Here is a 16021-nt window from a genome sequence, read left to right as displayed (position 1 = left end):
CCATGACCATACGGGTTTTGGTGGTGGACGACTCCGACTTTATCTGCAAACGTATCCGGGACATTTTAGAGGAAGAGCCTGACTTTAAAGTGGTTGGGATTGCCGCGAACGGCAAGGAAGCGGTTCGGATGGCGGCCCTGTTAATGCCTGATGTGATCACGATGGATGTCGACATGCCGGTCATGGACGGCATCACCGCCGTCAGGCAAATCATGGCGACCCGGCCTTGCCCGATTCTGATGTTCTCGGCAATGACGCAGGTCGGCGCGAAGGCGACGCTGGATGCGCTGGAAGCCGGGGCCCTGGATTTTCTGCCGAAGCAGCTCGAAGATATCGACGCCAATCGCAAGCTTGCCTGTCAAACCTTGCGCTTGCGTCTGCGGCTATTGGCCGCGCAAGCGCGGCGAATGCCCGCCAAACCCGTCGCCGGCCCCAGTTACAGTCCTCTGGCCGCACCCCGTCCGGCCGATGTCGAGCGCCACCCGGCGGCGGTGCTCCGCGCTGAACATGGCGGCGAATCGATCGAGCGTATCGATTTGCTGGTGATCGCGGCTTCCACCGGCGGCCCGATGGCTATCCAGGACATTTTGACGCACTTGCCGCAAGCTTGCCGTTTTCCGATTGTGTTGATTCAGCATATGCCGGCGCATTTCACCAAGAGTTACGCCGATCGCTTGAATCAACTATGCGGTGTTGGGGTCAGGGAAGCCCAGGACCACGACGAACTGCAAAACGGCGTGGCTTTATTGGCGCCGGGCGGCGTACAGACCGAGTTCGTTCGCACCGCCGGCAAATTGACGGTGGCGTTGCGAAATAAAACGCCCGGTGAACTCTACGCGCCGGGGGTGGATATCGCCTTCGCCTCGTTGGCGGCTGAATTCAAAGGGCGTATGTTGGCGGTCGTATTGACCGGCATGGGGTCGGACGGGCGCGAAGGTGCCAAGCAACTCAAACGAGCGGGCGCCGCGATTTGGGCTCAGGATGAACGCAGTTGCGTGGTTTACGGCATGCCCAGAGCGATCGCCGAAGCCGGTTTGGCCGACAAAATTTATTCGTTGAGCGAAATCGCCAATCAATTCAAAAGACTGCATTAATGGATATTCTCAGCATTTTCGGAGTTCTGATAGGATTTGCCGCGATCATCGGCGGCAACCTGATGGGTGGCGGCGAAATCGGATCGCTGGTCAACGTCCATGCCTTCGTGATTGTGGTCGGTGGTACGCTGGGAGCGACTCTGTTGCAGTTCCCCCCCAAGGTTTTTCTACGTAGCGTGCGCATCTTCGGTTGGATATTCGTGCCGCAGAACTTACAGCTGAAAAAGCAGATCGACAAAATCGTGCGCTGGAGCACCTTGGCCCGAAAAGAGGGCTTGCTGGGTTTGGAATCGGTGATAGAGTCCGAGAAGGACGGGTTCGCCAAGAAGGGTTTGCAACTGTTGGTGGACGGCAACGAGCCGGAAGTGATCCGCGATTGTCTGGACGTGGAATTAACCACTAAGGAACATCTGGACATGCAAGCCGCCAGGGTGTTCGAAGCGATGGGCGGTTACGCGCCGACGATAGGCATTATCGGCGCGGTGATCGGCTTGATCCATGTCATGCAGAATCTGGCCAAGCCCGAGCTGTTGGGCAGTGGTATCGCCACCGCCTTCGTGGCCACGATTTACGGCGTCGGCTTGGCGAACTTGTTGTTCATTCCGATTGCCAATAAGCTGAAAGCGTTGGTGTTCGAAGTCACTCAGGCCAGGGAAATGGTCATCGAAGGGATTTCGTCGATCGCCGAGGGCGAAAACCCGCGCAACATCGAATTGAAACTCTCCGGTTTTTTGCTGGATAAGTAACGATGGTACGCCGCCGCCGCAAACCGCCGCATCAGTCCGATAACCACGATCGCTGGATGGTGTCTTACGCCGATTTCGTCACGTTGCTGTTCGCGTTTTTCGTCGTGATGTACTCGATTTCGTCGGTCAACAAAGGCAAATACGAAACCTTTTCCGAATCTCTGGATCAGGCGCTGTTCCACAACGAGAAAGTCCAGCGCGACGCCGAGCCGATTCAAATCGGCGCCATTCCGACCACGGTTCAACCGATCGAGTTGCCCAACCTCGTCACGGCCGAGGAGCGTGAGCTGAGCGAGGAGATTATGCAGGAAAAGCGCCGTCTGGACGAAGTCTCCCAAGAATTTCAACGCGCGCTGCAACCCTTTGTCGAAAGCCAATTAGTCGGTATTAAAAAGCACGATTTTTGGGTGGAGCTGGAAATGAACAGCGAGTTGCTGTTTGCCAGCGGCAAGGCCGAATTGTCGGCGAAGGCGATCCCGGTGCTGCAAAAGGTCGCCGAGGCCATACGCGATGTGCCCAATGTCATCAATGTCGAGGGTTATACCGATAACGTGCCGATTTCGACCGGTTACTTTCCGTCCAACTGGGACCTGTCGTCGGCCAGGGCCACCAGCGTCGTCAAGGAATTGGTCAAGAACAACATACCGTCGACCCGTTTATCGGCGGTCGGCTATGGAGAATTTCATCCGATTGCCGATAACAATCACGAGGAAGGCCGCTTCAAGAATCGCCGCGTCGTATTGGTGTTGATGTCCCAGGCATTTGCCCGCTACGGTATGAGTGACGACGAACGCGCCAAGGCCTTGAATTTGGCGCCGCAGCCACCGGCGCCTCCCGAAGCGCCGGTCGCTCAACCGGCTCCATAAGCGGCGAATGTATGAAAATCTGGTCAGTATCCAATCAAAAAGGCGGGGTCGGTAAAACCACCACGGTCGTCACCTTGGGTGGATTGCTCAGCACTTGGGGCTTTCGCACGCTGTTGGTCGATCTCGATCCGCACGGCTCGTTGACCAGTTATTTCGGCATGAATCCGGAGGAAGTCGAACACGGCGTTTACAACTTGTTTCGGGATGCCAGCGAGAAAAAGAAGAATATCGATCCGGAGCTGTATGTCGCCCGCACCGATTTCGACGGAATCTCGGTGATGCCGGCCTCCACCGCGATCGCCACGCTGGACCGGCAGGTCGCGGCGATCGGCGGCATGGGCTTGGTGATTTCCACCGCATTGCATAAGCTTTCCGACCGCTATGATTACGTGATTATCGACAGTCCGCCAATGCTGGGCGTGTTGATGATCAACGCAATGGCGGCCTGCGAGCAACTGATCGTGCCGGTGTTGGCCGAGTTTCTGGCCCTGAAGGGGCTGGACCGTATGGTGCATACCATTCAAATGGTGTTTCATTCGCGCAAGACGCCGCCGCGTTTTACCATCGTGCCGACGATGTTCGACAAACGCACCAAGGCCGCCCGCGACGCGTTGGCGGCGCTGTATCGGCAATATCCCGACAACGTCTGGCCATCGGTGATTCCTGTCGATACTAAAGTCCGTGAAGCCAGCCGAGTCGGCGCTCCGCTGCCTTTGTTCGACAAAACCGCGCGGGCGGCCGAAGCCTACACCGAATTATTGGAATTGTTATTGCTTGAAAATAGCGGCGACAACTCTTCGACACCGCATTCATGAAACAAGCAAAACCGCCTCCGCGCATCGTCCAGCAGCAACTTGCTCTGGACGCCTATCTGCAAACCTTATTGGAAGTCGTTCCGGAGGCGGACGAGGCCGATCTGGCTACCGTCGCGCCAGCAGAACAGCGGTCGGTGCAGACACTGGCGCCCGATGTGGCGGTCCAAGCCGAGAAAGCCCTGATCCGCTTGCCGGAGTCCGCGCTTGTCGCGCTAGAAAATCCGGCTAAACTTCAGGCATTAACGGTAATGCCCGATTGGGCGCTGACCGAGTTCCAGGCTTTGTTTTTCAAGGTCGATCAATTGATTTTGGCGGCGCCGCTGGTCGATTTGGCCAGAACCATCCGCCTTGAACGCAAACCCGGTAAAATTCCGGGCCAGCCCTCCTGGTTTCTGGGATTGCTCGACGATCAGGATAGCCGGATCGGCGTGCTCGACACCGGGCAATTGGTGTTCGGCAAGACGCGTGGTCAGCAACGCAATTTGGAGGAACGGCCGTTCAAGTGCGTGTTGGTGACTCAAGATAAAAAATGGGGTCTGGCTTGCGACGAAATTTTGTCGATAGGCAAACTGAAACCGGAAAAAGTTCGGTGGCGAACGGTCAGGCGCAAGCGCCCTTGGCTGATAGGCACCGTGATCGAAGAATTGACCGCGATCGTCGACGTCAAACAATTGGTGCCGCACCGCAAACCTCAGTAATCAATCCGGATGGAACAACATGAGCGAAGATAGAAAACAAAGCGATCCGATCATGCAATGGGTGACTTTTTGCCTGGGCGACGAAAAATACGGCATCAACGTGATGCAGGTTCAGGAAGTGCTGCGGGTAACCGAAATTGCTCCGGTGCCCGGCGCGCCGTCCTACGTGTTGGGTATCATCAATTTGCGCGGCAATGTCGTCACGGTTATCGACACCCGAAACCGGTTCGGTCTGCCGTCCAAGGAAACCGACGACGCCTCGCGGGTCGTCATCATCGAAACCGACCGACACATCATCGGTATCTTGGTGGATAGCGTTGCCGAAGTCGTCGAGATGCGGGCCTCCGAAATCGAGACAGCGCCCAACGTCGGTAACGAAGAGAGTTCCAAATACATCCAGGGCGTTACCAGCCGCGACAACCAGTTGTTGATCTTGGTCGATTTGAACAAATTCCTCAGCGACGACGAAAAAGCCGAATTGGACATGTTCTAGTTCGCCTAGTCGGTAAGGACCGGCGGCGATCGTTACCGAATAGCGTTGCAGCCTCGGGAGGCTGGCCATGACTGAAATCACTCCGATTAGTCCCAACCCGCCGGTCATTGTCGTTCCTCGGGTCGAGCGCGACGAGCGCCAGCGTCGCGAGCAACGGCAACAACCGCCGACCAAGCCCAAATTGCCGCCAAACCGACAACCGGCCGAACACATAGACGAAAGAGTGTGATGAGCGAATATCTGCTTTGGGCTTTGACCGTAGCGGTCGTCGCGATGTTGTTGCTGATGCTCCGGTTGTTGCACGACCACCGCAAGCTCAGGCAAGCCTATGGTTTGCTGGAGGCGCAGATTCAGCGTAACCACGACGATTTGGCCGGATTGTGTTCGGCGGCGGTTGCGGTAGACCGGCGCTTGGCGAATGCCGACGCCAGACTGAATAGTATCGCCGAACGGGTTGCCGAGCGGCCGCGAGCCGCCCTGGACACGCCGGCGGTGGCCGAAGCCGTTGAGCGTCCCGCCCAAGGTTACGAAGATGTGATAGCGAAAATTCGCCGGGGTGTCGGCGTCGAGGATTTAGTGCGCGATTGCGGCTTGACGCGCGACGAAGCGGTGCTATTGACCCGCTTGCACGGCGGCCGGAGTCGTTTGTAATTCAAAGGTGTCGCCTACGCCGCGTTCGGCTCGAATCACAGCGGGGTCGGCGACTCGCGCCAACAGTCGTTGGTAGTTTTGGTCGTGGCGGCTCCGGTCGTTTTGGCGATGCCATAAATGCAGCACCGGTGCCGCGAAGCGGCCTTCCTTGCGGCGAATGCCGCAGTGCAGCAAACGGATCACCAAGTCCGAATCCTCGTACCCCCAGCCTTCGTAGATTTCATCGAAGCCGTTCACCCTGAAAAAGTCATCTTTCCAGACCGCCAGATTGCAAGTCATCGCGTTTTGCCAATGTTCGGCGCGCGCGTAGCGCCAAGCGGTCAATGGCAAATACAGCAAGGGCAGCCAGCGGTTGATCCGGCCGCACAGGCGTTGCACCAAGAAATACGCCTTGCTTCGACTGTGTAACGGCAAGCCTTGCCTTAACACCTGCTCGGTATAAGCCTGACTCAGCAGGCAGCGGTTCCCCGGCACGAAATAGCCGGTTTCGGCGAGTTGGCGGTGGCGGGCGACAAAGTCCGGCAAAGTCACACAGTCGCCGTCGACGAACAGCAGATAATCGCCCCGGCTGACCGCAACCGCCCGGTTACGTATCGTTCCGGCCCGGAAGCCGCGATCTTCGTGCCACACATGGCGGATCGGCCGGCTCGCAACGGCTTGCCATGCGGCAATCCGAGCGGCGGTTTCCGGTTGCGAGCCATCGTCGGCGACCAAGATTTCGAATTGACTGTCCGATTGCGCCAGTAAACCGGCCAAACAGGCATCCAGTGCCTCGGGCCAGTTGTAGGTGGCGACGATGACCGAAATCAGACCGTTCATCGATGTAAGCGGTGCAGTTCCCGCAATTTCAGATATTTGTAATACGCGCCCTCGGCATTGGAAATCGCCAGCATCAAGCCTTGCGGGCCGTCGAGAAAGCCGGCCTTGAGCACGTAGCCGCGGAAAAAAGTCCACAGCCCCTTGGCGATGGCCTTGCCAAGGCTGGCGCGCGCGCCGGCTTTGAACAGTTTCTCGGCACCCAGCGTCGAATAACTGTTGATTTTGTGCAGTACCTCTTCCGGATCGACGAAAGCCTCGTGTAACAACGGTTGGTTCAAACGGCCGATCGGGCCTTGCACTTCGACCCGTTCGTGAACTACCTCGTTGCTGAATCGGCCCGCGTCGCGCCGGAACAATCGCAAGACATAATCCGGCCACCAGCCGCTATGTTTAATCGGCCGGCCGCAGTAGCTGGACAGCCGGGGAATTTCGAAGCCTCGGATAGCATTTTGCCGGATGGCCTGTTGAATTTCCTCGGCCAAGGCCGGGCCGACTTCTTCGTCGGCGTCTAGCGATAACACCCAGTCGTGAGAGGCTTTATCCAAGGCCCGTTGCTTTTGCGGGCCGAAGCCGGGCCAGTCGGTCACGAACACTTGGTCGGTAAACTGCCGGGCTATCGCGACAGTGTCGTCGCTACTGCCCGAGTCGAGAACGACGATTTCGTCGGCCCAGGCCACCGAGGCCAGGCAGCGGCCGATATGGCCGGCTTCGTTTTTGGTGATGACGATGACGCTAAGCATCGTCAAGCTCGGCCGGTCGGCTCAGCAACGCGCCCAGAAAGAACGCCAACAGATAGCCCTCGGCGAACGTTTTGAAATGGGAATTGAACAGGCTGGAAGCACTGATCGCCACCAAAAAACTCGCGGCGATCGCGCCGTAAGGCCGATTCGCCAAGCCTTCCCGCAAGCCGACGCCGATGTAGGCTAAAAACAGCAGTACGCCGAAAATCCCGTTTTCGACCCAGATAAACAGATATTGGTTGTGCGGGTCGCCGGTACTCATCGCGTGCCAACCCTGGCCGTTGAGTTTCGCCACTTGCTCGTAAGCCGGTTTGAATCCCGAGGTACCGTAGCCCAGCCAGGGATGTTCGCGGATCAATTGCCAGGTATTGCGGTAAAACACCACTCGCAGACCGATCGACGTTTCGCTGGCGCTGGTTTGATAATGGGCTCGTTCGTCCAGCGTGACCTGTATCCGCTGTTTCACGGTGTCGGAGGTCGCGACGAACAGCGCAACCGCGACCGCCGCCGCGCCGATGAAATACGGCAATTTCCGAAAACCGTACAGCGAGCCAAAAGCAAACACCGCCGCGACAGGCAGTGCCAGATAACCGCTACGGGCGGTGCTGACGAAGAAAATATTGAACACGAACAGCGCGGCGGCGCTCCAGACCGCGATTTTCCAAGGCGGCGACAGCGGTTCGTGCAATACAAATAACGTACCGAGCAGCGCGGCCGTGAACGCCATGCTTTGTGTCGAATGATTGGTCATGAAGATGCCGGCGCCGCGGCCGCTACGCACCACCCAATCGGTCGCCCATAGTGGAATAGCGACGATAGCGGCGACGGCCATAACACCGACGAAATAATAGACGAAGCGTTGTTGCCAGCGCCGCGATTGAAATAGGCCCAGCAGCATAAAGGCGTAAGCCAGTTTCTTCCAACTCGACAGGGTTTGCAGTTTGGCCGGCCAGTCCGTGTCGGCGTAAAAGGTGCCGACGACCAGCCAGGCATAAAACGCGACAATCATTTTGCCCAGCGGATGCCGCCACGATTGCCGCAACGTGGCGAAGGCCTTTCCGGAAGCCAGCCAAGCTGCCAGCATGGCCACGCAGGCGATGCTGGTCGCGGCGGTGGACATCGGTACCGCGACGACCGCGAAAATCGCCAGTCCGCGGCTGACGTTCAGAGCGGTGTCGGAATAAGCGTGAGTCATGGAGTTAACGCCACAGTTGATAAATATATTTGCGTTTGAGTTTTTCCCAGCGGAATAGCCAACCTTTCAGCCACGGCGGCGGATCACTTTCCAATGCGCTTCGAAACAAGCCGTTCTTGCTGCCTTGCTCGACGACCGGCTCTTCCAGCCAGAGCATTTGGATGTCCAGCGCTTTGTCGATGGTCTCGAACTGGTTGTCGATCGGTTGCGCGATACGATTTTCGGCAATCCAATTCAGGCGTTTTTGCGCGGTGGCGGAGTCTATAATGTACGAATCGGCAAAGCGGCCGCGATGACCCGGATACAAGTACTGGCCGGGGCGGCGCTGACTTTTCGGCGTGAAGAAATTGCCGCCGGAACCGATGTAAATCACTTTGTGGCCTGGAAACCGTTCGCTTTGTTGCAGGGCCCGGGTTATGCCGAGCAGGAAGTCGGGGCTGAATACCGCGTCGTCTTCCAAAACCAGCGCCTGACGGTTGCCGGCGGCGGCGATGCGGCGCAGGGCTTCGACGTGCTTTAGCGCGCAGGATTGTTGGCCCGGCGTCAGGTCATCGTTGCCGAACGTTAGACTCAGAATCTCGGCGGTCAATTCCTCGGCATCCCAGTCGGTGACGAATTCGGCGCTCAAGCCGAATTCGGCTAATTGGCGTTCCATGAATTGGCGGCGCCCGGTAAAGGCTTTGACATTCAGTACCAGGATGCGGTCGAGCGTCGGCGATTCGGTCATGCAGCAGTGGAAAGTGATGGCTAAGGGACGATTATCGACGGTTTTGCATCAAAACACATCCGATTGTTGTCGTGGTGCCGGGTGATGGTCGCGGCTTCGTTTTTCCAGTTCGGCATCGATTGCGGCAATGACGCGCTCGGCCGACAATTGCTCCAGACAATCGCTGGGGCTATCCTGGTTGCGTTCGCAACCTTCCAGTTGGCAGGGCAGGCAGGCGCGTGGCGCGACGTCTTGGATCAGATGCACGTTGCCGACTCGGCCGGAACCGCACTTGGCAAACGGCGGCCTGTTTTCGGCGTAACCGGTCGGCCAGGGCGCCCATTTGCTGGGGTCGGTCGGCCCAAACAACGCGAACACCGGCACGCCGGTCGCGGCGGCCAAATGGGTGATGCCGGTATCCGGGCCGACGAATAGCGCCGCGTTACCGATCAACCGGCTTAATTCGGCCAGACTCGCACGGCCGCTCAGGTCCAAGACCTCGCAGGCGAGGGTGGATTTGAATTCCGCCAGGACCTGGCGCTCGGCGGGCTGGCCGCTGCCGGTCAATACGATGCGATAGCCGCGACCGGCTAAAAATTCAGCCAGTTGCCGCCACTGCGCCAGCGGCCAGGCCTTGTAGCGCCATTGCGGTTGAATGTGCAGTACCGCGTAGGGTTGCTCCGAAAAATCCGTGGGCAAGTTCAACGGTAAATTGGAACAGGGTGGGGTCAGCCGGAATACCGGCGGAATGCCGAGGGGTTCGCAAAAGCGTAGGTTTTCCAACACCGCATGGCCGTAATCGTCACCGAACACCAGCCAGCGGTTCAGCAAACATTGCTTCCACCAGGCTTTGCTGGTTTGCTCCGGTACGAAGCCCAAACGGAGCTTGCCGGCCGCCCAGGCATACAGCGTCGGCCGGTCGCCGGTTTGAGTCGAGATCGCCAAGTCGTAGCGGCGACACAATCGCGCCAGAATCCTCAGAAGTTCGCCGAGCTTGGGTTTTGCCGGTACCGGAATCAGTTCACTCAGGTCCGGGTTGCCTTCCAGCATGCCGGCGTTGCCGCGCGGCAGCAGCACATCGATCGCAGCGTCCGGGTAGGCCTGCTTCAGCGCGCTGAGTAAGGGCGTGGTCAACAGCGTGTCGCCCAGATAGCGCAGCGTTATCACCAAAATGCGTTTAGGTTGTATATTGAGCGGTTCGGGCGCCGGCATGCGTCGTTGTGTCGATAATAAAGCCGTTATTTTAAAGGTAAACCGCATTGAGCAAGTCACAGAAATCACGCCAGACCATGACCGACAGCCAAGTCTACCAGCGCTTGATGCGCTTTGTGTTGCCGTATTGGCGGATGTTCCTGGTCAGCGCGTTCGGCTTTGCGATTTACGCCGCGACCGAACCGGCTCTGGCGATGATCGTGCAGCGCATCATCGACAGCTTTAACCGCGAGGATCGCACCGGTATCGAATATCTGCCACTGCTGTTCGTCGGCTTGTTTCTAGTGCGCGGGGTCGGTTCCTTCCTCGGCAACTATTATCTGGCGCGGATTTCCGGCAACTTGATTCATCGCTTGCGCTGCGATATTTTCAACCATTACACCGGCTTGTCGGTGCAGTATTTCGACAGCCATAACAGCGGTTACATGATTTCGCGGATCACCAACAACATCGGCGAAGTCACTCGTGCTACCTCGGATTCGATCCGTTCCTTCGTGCGGGAAGGCTTTACCGCGATAGGCTTGTTGGCCTATCTGGCGCACACCAATCTGCAGTTGTCGTTGGTGTTCCTGGCGATAGCGCCGGTGGTCGCGACGATGGTGCGCTACGTCGGCAAACGCTTGAAGCGCCTGAGCCGCAACATGCAGGATACCGTCGGCGATATTACTCACATTACCTCGGAAGTGGTGTCCGGCAACCGCATCGTCAAGAGTTTCGGCGGCGAGGACTACGAACGCCGCCGCTTTCGCGACGCCAGCCTGGAAAATCGCCGCCAGTACCGGAAGTTGATCATGACCGTGTCGTTGAACAATCCGTTGATGCAATTGCTGATTTCGAGCGCGTTGGCCGGCATGGTTTATCTGGCCTTGATCGTCATGCGCGATTCGACGCCGGGCGAATTCGCCGGCTTTTTCATGGCGGCGATTTTATTGCCCAAACCGATCCGCCAATTGAGCGATGCCAATTCCGAGATTCTGCGCGGCATCGCCGCCGCCGAATCGCTGTTCGAAGTGTTGGACGAACCGCTGGAACGGGATGGCGGGGATTACCAAACCGAGCGGGTTCAGGGCCGCATCGAGTTCAAAAACTTGCGCTTCAGTTACCCCGGCGCCGAGGTGCCCGCGCTGGGCGGCATCGACCTGACCATAGAGCCTGGTCAGACCGTAGCCTTGGTCGGCGCGTCCGGCGGCGGCAAGAGCACCTTGATTAATCTGCTGCCGCGCTTTTACGACTACAGCGAGGGCGAGATCTTGATCGACGGCGTGGAGTTGAAACGCTATCAACTGGGCTGTCTGCGCCGGCAAATTGCGCTGGTGACTCAACATGTCACGCTGTTCAACGCCAGCGTCGCCAACAATATCGCCTACGGCGCGTTGCAGGGCACCGACCGCGCGGCGATCGAGCGGGCCGCCCGCGATGCCTACGCCACCGATTTCATCGAGCGGATGCCGGAAGGTCTGGATACCGAGATCGGCGAAAACGGCGTCAAATTGTCCGGCGGCCAACGCCAACGTTTGGCCTTGGCGCGGGCGTTGCTGAAGGATGCGCCGATTTTGATACTGGACGAGGCCACTTCGGCGCTGGATACCGAGTCCGAACGCTACATTCAAGCCGCGTTGAGCCGGGTGATGCAGGGTCGAACCACGCTGGTGGTCGCGCATCGCCTGTCGACGATCGAGGCCGCCGACGTGATTTTGGTGATGGACAAGGGCCGGATCGTTGAACGCGGCAGTCACGCTGAATTGCTGGCCCGCGACGGTGCCTACGCCAAACTGCACCGGATGCAGTTCCAGCACGCCGACGCCGAAGGCGCCGGATAAATCCCCAGCCGGCCGAACTCGCCGGGTTCGGCCGTTCGCCCTCAATCCGCGCTTGTGAAAATCCACCTCGCCGGCCGGGTATTAGTTAACAGCCGCGCCACTCTCCGCTCTCTATAGTCGTACCGGGTAGAATCGAGGCAGGGGTTCTTTGCGATAAGGGACTTTCAGTTCGCCACTAAACGCCAATTCGTTGGCGCGCCGGCCGCCGTCGTTGTTGGGGGCCATCGGTCATTTTCTCCGCCTCGTTCACGCCGCGTTCCGGCCGGTTCGCCCAACGAACCCGGCCGCCGACCATGTTTACGACGAGGGTACGACAATGGCTAAGTCCCATGAAAGAATGCAATTGCAGGTCAATTTCGAAAAGGCGCCGTGCCAGGAAATCCCGCTGGTCGGCTTCCTGTTCTCGCGGGGCGGACGCTTGCTGGAAAAGGTACCGGTCCAAAAAGGTCTGCTCGAACTCAAAACGCCCGACAAGAATCCTCGGGAATTGCGGCTGTTGATCGCCCCGGCGGCGGACGGTCGCATCGACGCGGTGACCACGCTGGCGGCCTTGGAAAAATTCAAGCCCTACGAGGCGAGTCTGGTTGCCAATCCGCGCGGCGGTTGGCTGGCGCTGACGATTCCCGACTTCGTCGCGTCGTTCTGGCGCTTGCGCATGTGCCGGATACGCGGCCGGGTCATCAAACAGTTCAGCATCGGCGACCTGACTCAGGATCGCGGTATCTGCAACGCGCGGGTACACGTTTGCGAAGTGGACAGAGTTCGCTGGTGGATAGACCGGATTCCGGACTGGGTGATTTTGAAAATTCCGGAAATCATCGTCGAACCGCAGTGGCCTATCCCGGTGCCGGAACCCGGTCCGGACTGGAGCGCGGTCGCCTTGAATCCGCAGCCCTTGCCGCCGGCGGAAAAGCCCGCATTCGGTGCGGTATCGGAACTGCGCCGCGACTGGTCCAGCCGCATCACCTTGGCGCAATCGGAGCGTTTGGCGGCCGTCTTGGACAGTAATGTCAGCCAGCGTCTTCTGTCCGGTAACGTCCGAGCGATCCGCTCGGTATTGGTCGAGCAATTTCAGGTATTTCATCCTTATTTCTGCGGCATCCCCTGGTTGTGGCCGTATTTTTACCGTTGCGACGAAATTGCGCTGACCTACACCGACCTTAACGGCGGTTTCGAAACCCAATACTGGTATTGGGACGACGGCGATCAACCAGATATCTATTTGTGGGTGGAATATCTGATCGACGGCGTTTGGACTACGGTCTATAAACCGGCGATTCCGTGCCATACCTACTGGAATTACGCCTGCGGCAGCTCGCTGACGGTGCGGATCACCGACCCGCGCGTGCGTTGGGAATGCAACGACGTGGTCGGCGGCGATATCGTCTGGATCAAAACCATAGGTAGCAGCGCCAGCGTCGTGCATATTCAGCAAACCGATCTGAACGTGCCGGTGCAGGGCAAAAACTTCAACCGGATCGGTTTGAGCGACGTGTCGGTGTGGGCCAGTGCGAATCCGGTCGGCGAGTTCCGGCGGCCGTTCGGCGGCGGTTTGAGTTTTGTCGTGCAGTTCGGTAGCGGCTTGCCGAGCAACGGCATGTATTACTACCGCTGGAACTATCGCAAATTGCGCAACGCCGATCTGTCGCCGGCCGCGCCGATGTTGCCGGCATCGCTGCACGGCGGTCAGGCGCTTTACAAATCCTATACCTACGAATTCTTCGATGCCGCGCTGCATAAACACATCGGTGTCAATAGCTTCAAATTGGGGCCGGTGACCCAAAACGGCCACGACGATTTGTTCATCATCCCACCGGCCTATCCCAGCGCGGCGCCGGTCAGCGCGCCGGAATTGAATCCGCTGTGGGATCAGAACACCGTCACGGTCAGCTTCGATTCGGCCAAATTTGCCGACGGTTTGTACGAATTCACGTTGGAATTGTTCGACGTTAACGGCAACAAACTGACCGCGATCCCGCGCCATTTATTCCAAGTGCCGGACTATGCGAGTTTCGCGCCGTCGCTGGATGCGCCCGACGCTTATGTCCAACTCAGCGCGCCGGGTAGCGCATCCGCTTATCGGATGAACGCGCGGATCGACAATCAACGTTGCGAGGCGCAAATTTACCAAATCAAGGTTAACGGCAGCGAAGTGGCCAGCAATTGTTGCGGATTCGTGCCGTATCCGCCGAATGCCAACATCGAAGTGGCATTCCGGGCCTACCATCCGCACAACTTTGCGACCTTCGATTTCGTCGTGCAGAAAGGGACTTGCGACGATCCGGTGCAATCGGCGTTAACCCACGCCGCCGGCCTGGTGATCGGCGATGTCGGCGTTTACGGCCGAGACGCCAGCAGCATTTACCGGCACGGTTTTACCCCGGCGCAATTGTTGGGAATCTGTAGCGCGGAAGGCAAGGCCGCCTTTGCCGAGCAACTCGGCGTTTCGGTGTTGACCACCGACGGCAGTTATCGGTTGTACACGCTGGATGCCTCGGCGCTGGCGGCGTTCGCACTGGAGCCGGTGTAAGCGCTTAACCGGGCGAGTTCGTCGAATCACGCTCGGACAAAGCCATGCCGGACGACGCTTAGCCGATGTTTTGCCGTTCGCACGGCGCGCCGCGCACGTAGAGCAGCGCGCCGGACTCGGATTCGGCGTTGCCGTGCCGGCTGCCGGCCGGCGCCATCTGATAGTCGCCCGGCAGCAGCAAAATGTCGCCCAAATACAGGTCGCCGGATAGCAGGATGCACTCTTCATCGATCGGATGAGCATGACCGCTAATGCGGCTGCCGGGGGCGAAGCGGTAGTAACTGGCTTCCAGTTCGCCGTCGCGATAAAGCACCCATTGTTCTATGCCGGGCGCCAGTTCGCGCCAGTCTGCCGCTGAATTCAGGTAACAGCTTTGCGAGCGGTCCGCGCCGGGCAGCAGGCCGCCCAGGATTTCTCGAATCACGCCGGGTGTATCGCCGAGCGAGGTGCCGCGCAGAAAGGCCAGCGCCCCGGTTTCGGAATGGATGGCGCCGTGCCGGCTACCGGCCGGCGACACGTGGTAGTCGAATGGGCCCAATCGCAGGTCGTCCATCGTCAATTCGCCGCGCAGTACGATGCCTTCCTCCAGCCAGTTGTGGCGGTGCGGCATCAGCGAGGCTCCCGCCGCGAAGTCGATCAACACCGATCCACCTCGAGGCCCGTCCCACAGGGTTTTGTAACGCACGCCGGATTTCAAATCCCGCCAGACTCCGTGGCGGGTGCGTACCGTCAACAAACCGGTGTGACTCGCCAGACTGTCGGCGACTTTGGTCAGCAAACCTTGACGCATCGCTTCGCGTTGCGGCGCGGCGACCGGCAGCGGCGTCAGCGCGTCCAGCAGTTGCGCGGCAATCGGCTCGGCGGCGTCGGTGGGCTTGCGGGGTGGGTTGTCGGTCATTCGCGATAATCCTCGCCTAGGTTGATCGATAAAGACTGTTGCATGCCGAGCAAGGCTCGACGGATGTGCGACTTGACCGTGCCCAACGGCAAACCGCTGCACTGCGCGATTTCCTCGTGGCTCAGCCCGCGCAGAAATGCCAGCGACACCAATTGCCGGGGTATCGGGTCCAGGGCGGCGAGCGCGGCATGCACGCGATGGCCTTGTTGGGTGGCGGCCAACACGTCGATCGGTGCTTGCCCGCCTGGTCCTTCGATCGCCGCCCATGCTTCCGGTTCCAAGTCGGTCAGGTCCGAGTCGCATTGGCGCAGCAAGTCCAAGGCTCGACTGCGCGCGATGGTCAGGACCCAGGCCTTGACCGTGCCGCGTTCCGGATCGAAGCGCGGCGCTTGCCGCCAGACTTGCCAGAAGGTGTCTTGCACCACTTCCTCCGCACTGGCCGGCTGCTTCAGAATACGCAAGGCCACACCGTAAACCTGCTCGACCATCGCGTCGTACAAGATTCCCAGCGCCGCCTGATCTTGATCGACGATGCCGGCCAACGCTTGCCGCAACGCGGTATCGGCGGCCATGTTGGCATCGAGGTCGGGAATCGGGTGGGTTTCGGTCATGTCGCCGTCGTGGTGGTTATAAGTGCTATACGCCATTCGTCCGAGTTTGGATGCAGCGGGGCCAAGTTGGCTTGGTTGGTTCAGCCGACTTCATTGCAACAATTTTTATCGCGGCGGTAGCAAATGC

17 protein-coding genes are annotated in these 16021 nt (G+C 58.9%); 10 read left to right on the top strand and 7 right to left on the bottom strand.

Annotated features, from left to right (window positions below):
* Positions 1-2: 2 nt before the first annotated feature.
* The 8 genes from BJL95_RS01470 to BJL95_RS01440 all read left to right on the top strand — a co-directional run bounded on the left by BJL95_RS01470 (position 3) and on the right by BJL95_RS01440 (position 5363).
* Complete coding sequence (locus BJL95_RS01470) at positions 3-1094, top strand: chemotaxis response regulator protein-glutamate methylesterase (protein WP_071154982.1); 1092 nt, start codon at positions 3-5, stop codon at positions 1092-1094.
* Positions 1094-1840, top strand: a complete 747-nt coding sequence (locus tag BJL95_RS01465; RefSeq protein WP_064025057.1) for a flagellar motor protein — start codon at positions 1094-1096, stop codon at positions 1838-1840. Before BJL95_RS01470 ends, BJL95_RS01465 begins: the two co-directional genes overlap by 1 nt.
* Before the next feature lie 2 nt (positions 1841-1842).
* A complete protein-coding gene (gene motD, locus BJL95_RS01460) occupies positions 1843-2706 on the top strand; it encodes a flagellar motor protein MotD (RefSeq protein WP_064025055.1) in 864 nt (287 codons plus the stop codon).
* Positions 2707-2717: 11 nt separating this feature from the next.
* Entirely contained in the window at positions 2718-3521 is an 804-nt protein-coding gene (locus BJL95_RS01455; RefSeq protein ID WP_071154981.1) for a ParA family protein, read from the top strand.
* Positions 3518-4219, top strand: coding sequence for a chemotaxis protein CheW (locus BJL95_RS01450; RefSeq protein ID WP_071154980.1), 702 nt, complete (start codon positions 3518-3520; stop codon positions 4217-4219). The genes BJL95_RS01455 and BJL95_RS01450 overlap by 4 nt, the downstream gene beginning before the upstream one ends.
* 19 nt (positions 4220-4238) lie before the next feature.
* Positions 4239-4712 (top strand): chemotaxis protein CheW, encoded by a 474-nt coding sequence (locus tag BJL95_RS01445; RefSeq protein ID WP_064025049.1) that lies wholly within the window; start codon positions 4239-4241, stop codon positions 4710-4712.
* 67 nt (positions 4713-4779) lie between these two features.
* The gene (locus BJL95_RS25005) at positions 4780-4941 is read left to right on the top strand and encodes a hypothetical protein (protein WP_168033604.1); all 162 of its coding nucleotides are present in this window, start codon (positions 4780-4782) and stop codon (positions 4939-4941) included.
* Positions 4941-5363 carry a DUF2802 domain-containing protein gene (locus BJL95_RS01440; protein ID WP_071154979.1) on the top strand — a complete coding sequence of 141 codons (423 nt, stop codon included), beginning with the start codon at positions 4941-4943 and terminating at the stop codon, positions 5361-5363. Before BJL95_RS25005 ends, BJL95_RS01440 begins: the two co-directional genes overlap by 1 nt.
* Here BJL95_RS01440 and BJL95_RS01435 read toward each other — a convergent pair.
* Genes BJL95_RS01435 through BJL95_RS01415 form a run of 5 tightly spaced genes read right to left on the bottom strand, consistent with a single transcriptional unit; the run spans position 5325 to position 10035 of the window.
* Entirely contained in the window at positions 5325-6182 is an 858-nt protein-coding gene (locus BJL95_RS01435) for a glycosyltransferase family 2 protein (protein ID WP_071154978.1), read from the bottom strand. The two genes, BJL95_RS01440 and BJL95_RS01435, sit on opposite strands and share 39 nt — an antisense overlap.
* The gene (locus BJL95_RS01430) at positions 6179-6922 is read right to left on the bottom strand and encodes a glycosyltransferase family 2 protein (RefSeq protein ID WP_071154977.1); all 744 of its coding nucleotides are present in this window, start codon (positions 6920-6922) and stop codon (positions 6179-6181) included. Before BJL95_RS01430 ends, BJL95_RS01435 begins: the two co-directional genes overlap by 4 nt.
* Positions 6915-8117 carry an O-antigen ligase gene (locus tag BJL95_RS01425; protein ID WP_071154976.1) on the bottom strand — a complete coding sequence of 401 codons (1203 nt, stop codon included), beginning with the start codon at positions 8115-8117 and terminating at the stop codon, positions 6915-6917. The genes BJL95_RS01430 and BJL95_RS01425 overlap by 8 nt, the downstream gene beginning before the upstream one ends.
* 4 nt (positions 8118-8121) lie before the next feature.
* Positions 8122-8844 carry a glycosyltransferase family 25 protein gene (locus BJL95_RS01420; protein WP_071154975.1) on the bottom strand — a complete coding sequence of 241 codons (723 nt, stop codon included), beginning with the start codon at positions 8842-8844 and terminating at the stop codon, positions 8122-8124.
* A 48-nt stretch (positions 8845-8892) separates the two neighbouring features.
* Positions 8893-10035, bottom strand: a complete 1143-nt coding sequence (locus tag BJL95_RS01415; protein ID WP_071155003.1) for a glycosyltransferase family 9 protein — start codon at positions 10033-10035, stop codon at positions 8893-8895.
* A 77-nt stretch (positions 10036-10112) separates the two neighbouring features.
* Here BJL95_RS01415 and msbA point away from each other — a divergent pair, with 77 nt between their 5' ends.
* Positions 10113-11855 (top strand): lipid A export permease/ATP-binding protein MsbA, encoded by a 1743-nt coding sequence (msbA, locus tag BJL95_RS01410; protein WP_083385552.1) that lies wholly within the window; start codon positions 10113-10115, stop codon positions 11853-11855.
* Positions 11856-12171: 316 nt separating this feature from the next.
* Positions 12172-14385: a hypothetical protein gene (locus BJL95_RS01405; RefSeq protein ID WP_139306077.1), complete on the top strand. Its 2214-nt coding sequence runs from the start codon at positions 12172-12174 to the stop codon at positions 14383-14385.
* A gap of 58 nt (positions 14386-14443) precedes the next feature.
* On the opposite strand, the gene BJL95_RS01400 is transcribed toward BJL95_RS01405, so the two are convergent.
* Both BJL95_RS01400 and BJL95_RS01395 read right to left on the bottom strand, forming a co-directional pair.
* Entirely contained in the window at positions 14444-15283 is an 840-nt protein-coding gene (locus BJL95_RS01400) for a cupin domain-containing protein (protein WP_071154972.1), read from the bottom strand.
* The gene (locus BJL95_RS01395) at positions 15280-15930 is read right to left on the bottom strand and encodes a sigma-70 family RNA polymerase sigma factor (protein ID WP_254786657.1); all 651 of its coding nucleotides are present in this window, start codon (positions 15928-15930) and stop codon (positions 15280-15282) included. Before BJL95_RS01395 ends, BJL95_RS01400 begins: the two co-directional genes overlap by 4 nt.
* Positions 15931-16021 lie beyond the last annotated feature (91 nt).

Origin of the sequence: Methylomonas sp. LWB (assembly GCF_001856095.1) — a bacterium.
In the GTDB taxonomy this organism is placed as follows: domain Bacteria; phylum Pseudomonadota; class Gammaproteobacteria; order Methylococcales; family Methylomonadaceae; genus Methylomonas; species Methylomonas koyamae_A.
Note: the sequence above shows the minus strand (reverse complement) of the source record. Positions and strands in the feature narration are given on the sequence as shown.

Coding starts and splice junctions, on each gene's coding strand:
- BJL95_RS01470 (WP_071154982.1), top strand. CDS start 3: ATGACCATACGGGTTTTGGTGGTGGACGACTCCGACTTTATCTGCAAA.
- BJL95_RS01405 (WP_139306077.1), top strand. CDS start 12,172: ATGGCTAAGTCCCATGAAAGAATGCAATTGCAGGTCAATTTCGAAAAG.
- BJL95_RS01395 (WP_254786657.1), bottom strand. CDS start 15,930: ATGGCGTATAGCACTTATAACCACCACGACGGCGACATGACCGAAACC.
- BJL95_RS01420 (WP_071154975.1), bottom strand. CDS start 8,844: ATGACCGAATCGCCGACGCTCGACCGCATCCTGGTACTGAATGTCAAA.
- BJL95_RS01440 (WP_071154979.1), top strand. CDS start 4,941: ATGAGCGAATATCTGCTTTGGGCTTTGACCGTAGCGGTCGTCGCGATG.
- BJL95_RS01465 (WP_064025057.1), top strand. CDS start 1,094: ATGGATATTCTCAGCATTTTCGGAGTTCTGATAGGATTTGCCGCGATC.
- BJL95_RS01430 (WP_071154977.1), bottom strand. CDS start 6,922: ATGCTTAGCGTCATCGTCATCACCAAAAACGAAGCCGGCCATATCGGC.
- msbA (WP_083385552.1), top strand. CDS start 10,113: ATGACCGACAGCCAAGTCTACCAGCGCTTGATGCGCTTTGTGTTGCCG.
- BJL95_RS01425 (WP_071154976.1), bottom strand. CDS start 8,117: ATGACTCACGCTTATTCCGACACCGCTCTGAACGTCAGCCGCGGACTG.
- BJL95_RS01450 (WP_071154980.1), top strand. CDS start 3,518: ATGAAACAAGCAAAACCGCCTCCGCGCATCGTCCAGCAGCAACTTGCT.
- BJL95_RS25005 (WP_168033604.1), top strand. CDS start 4,780: ATGACTGAAATCACTCCGATTAGTCCCAACCCGCCGGTCATTGTCGTT.
- motD (WP_064025055.1), top strand. CDS start 1,843: ATGGTACGCCGCCGCCGCAAACCGCCGCATCAGTCCGATAACCACGAT.
- BJL95_RS01455 (WP_071154981.1), top strand. CDS start 2,718: ATGAAAATCTGGTCAGTATCCAATCAAAAAGGCGGGGTCGGTAAAACC.
- BJL95_RS01400 (WP_071154972.1), bottom strand. CDS start 15,283: ATGACCGACAACCCACCCCGCAAGCCCACCGACGCCGCCGAGCCGATT.
- BJL95_RS01445 (WP_064025049.1), top strand. CDS start 4,239: ATGAGCGAAGATAGAAAACAAAGCGATCCGATCATGCAATGGGTGACT.
- BJL95_RS01415 (WP_071155003.1), bottom strand. CDS start 10,035: ATGCCGGCGCCCGAACCGCTCAATATACAACCTAAACGCATTTTGGTG.
- BJL95_RS01435 (WP_071154978.1), bottom strand. CDS start 6,182: ATGAACGGTCTGATTTCGGTCATCGTCGCCACCTACAACTGGCCCGAG.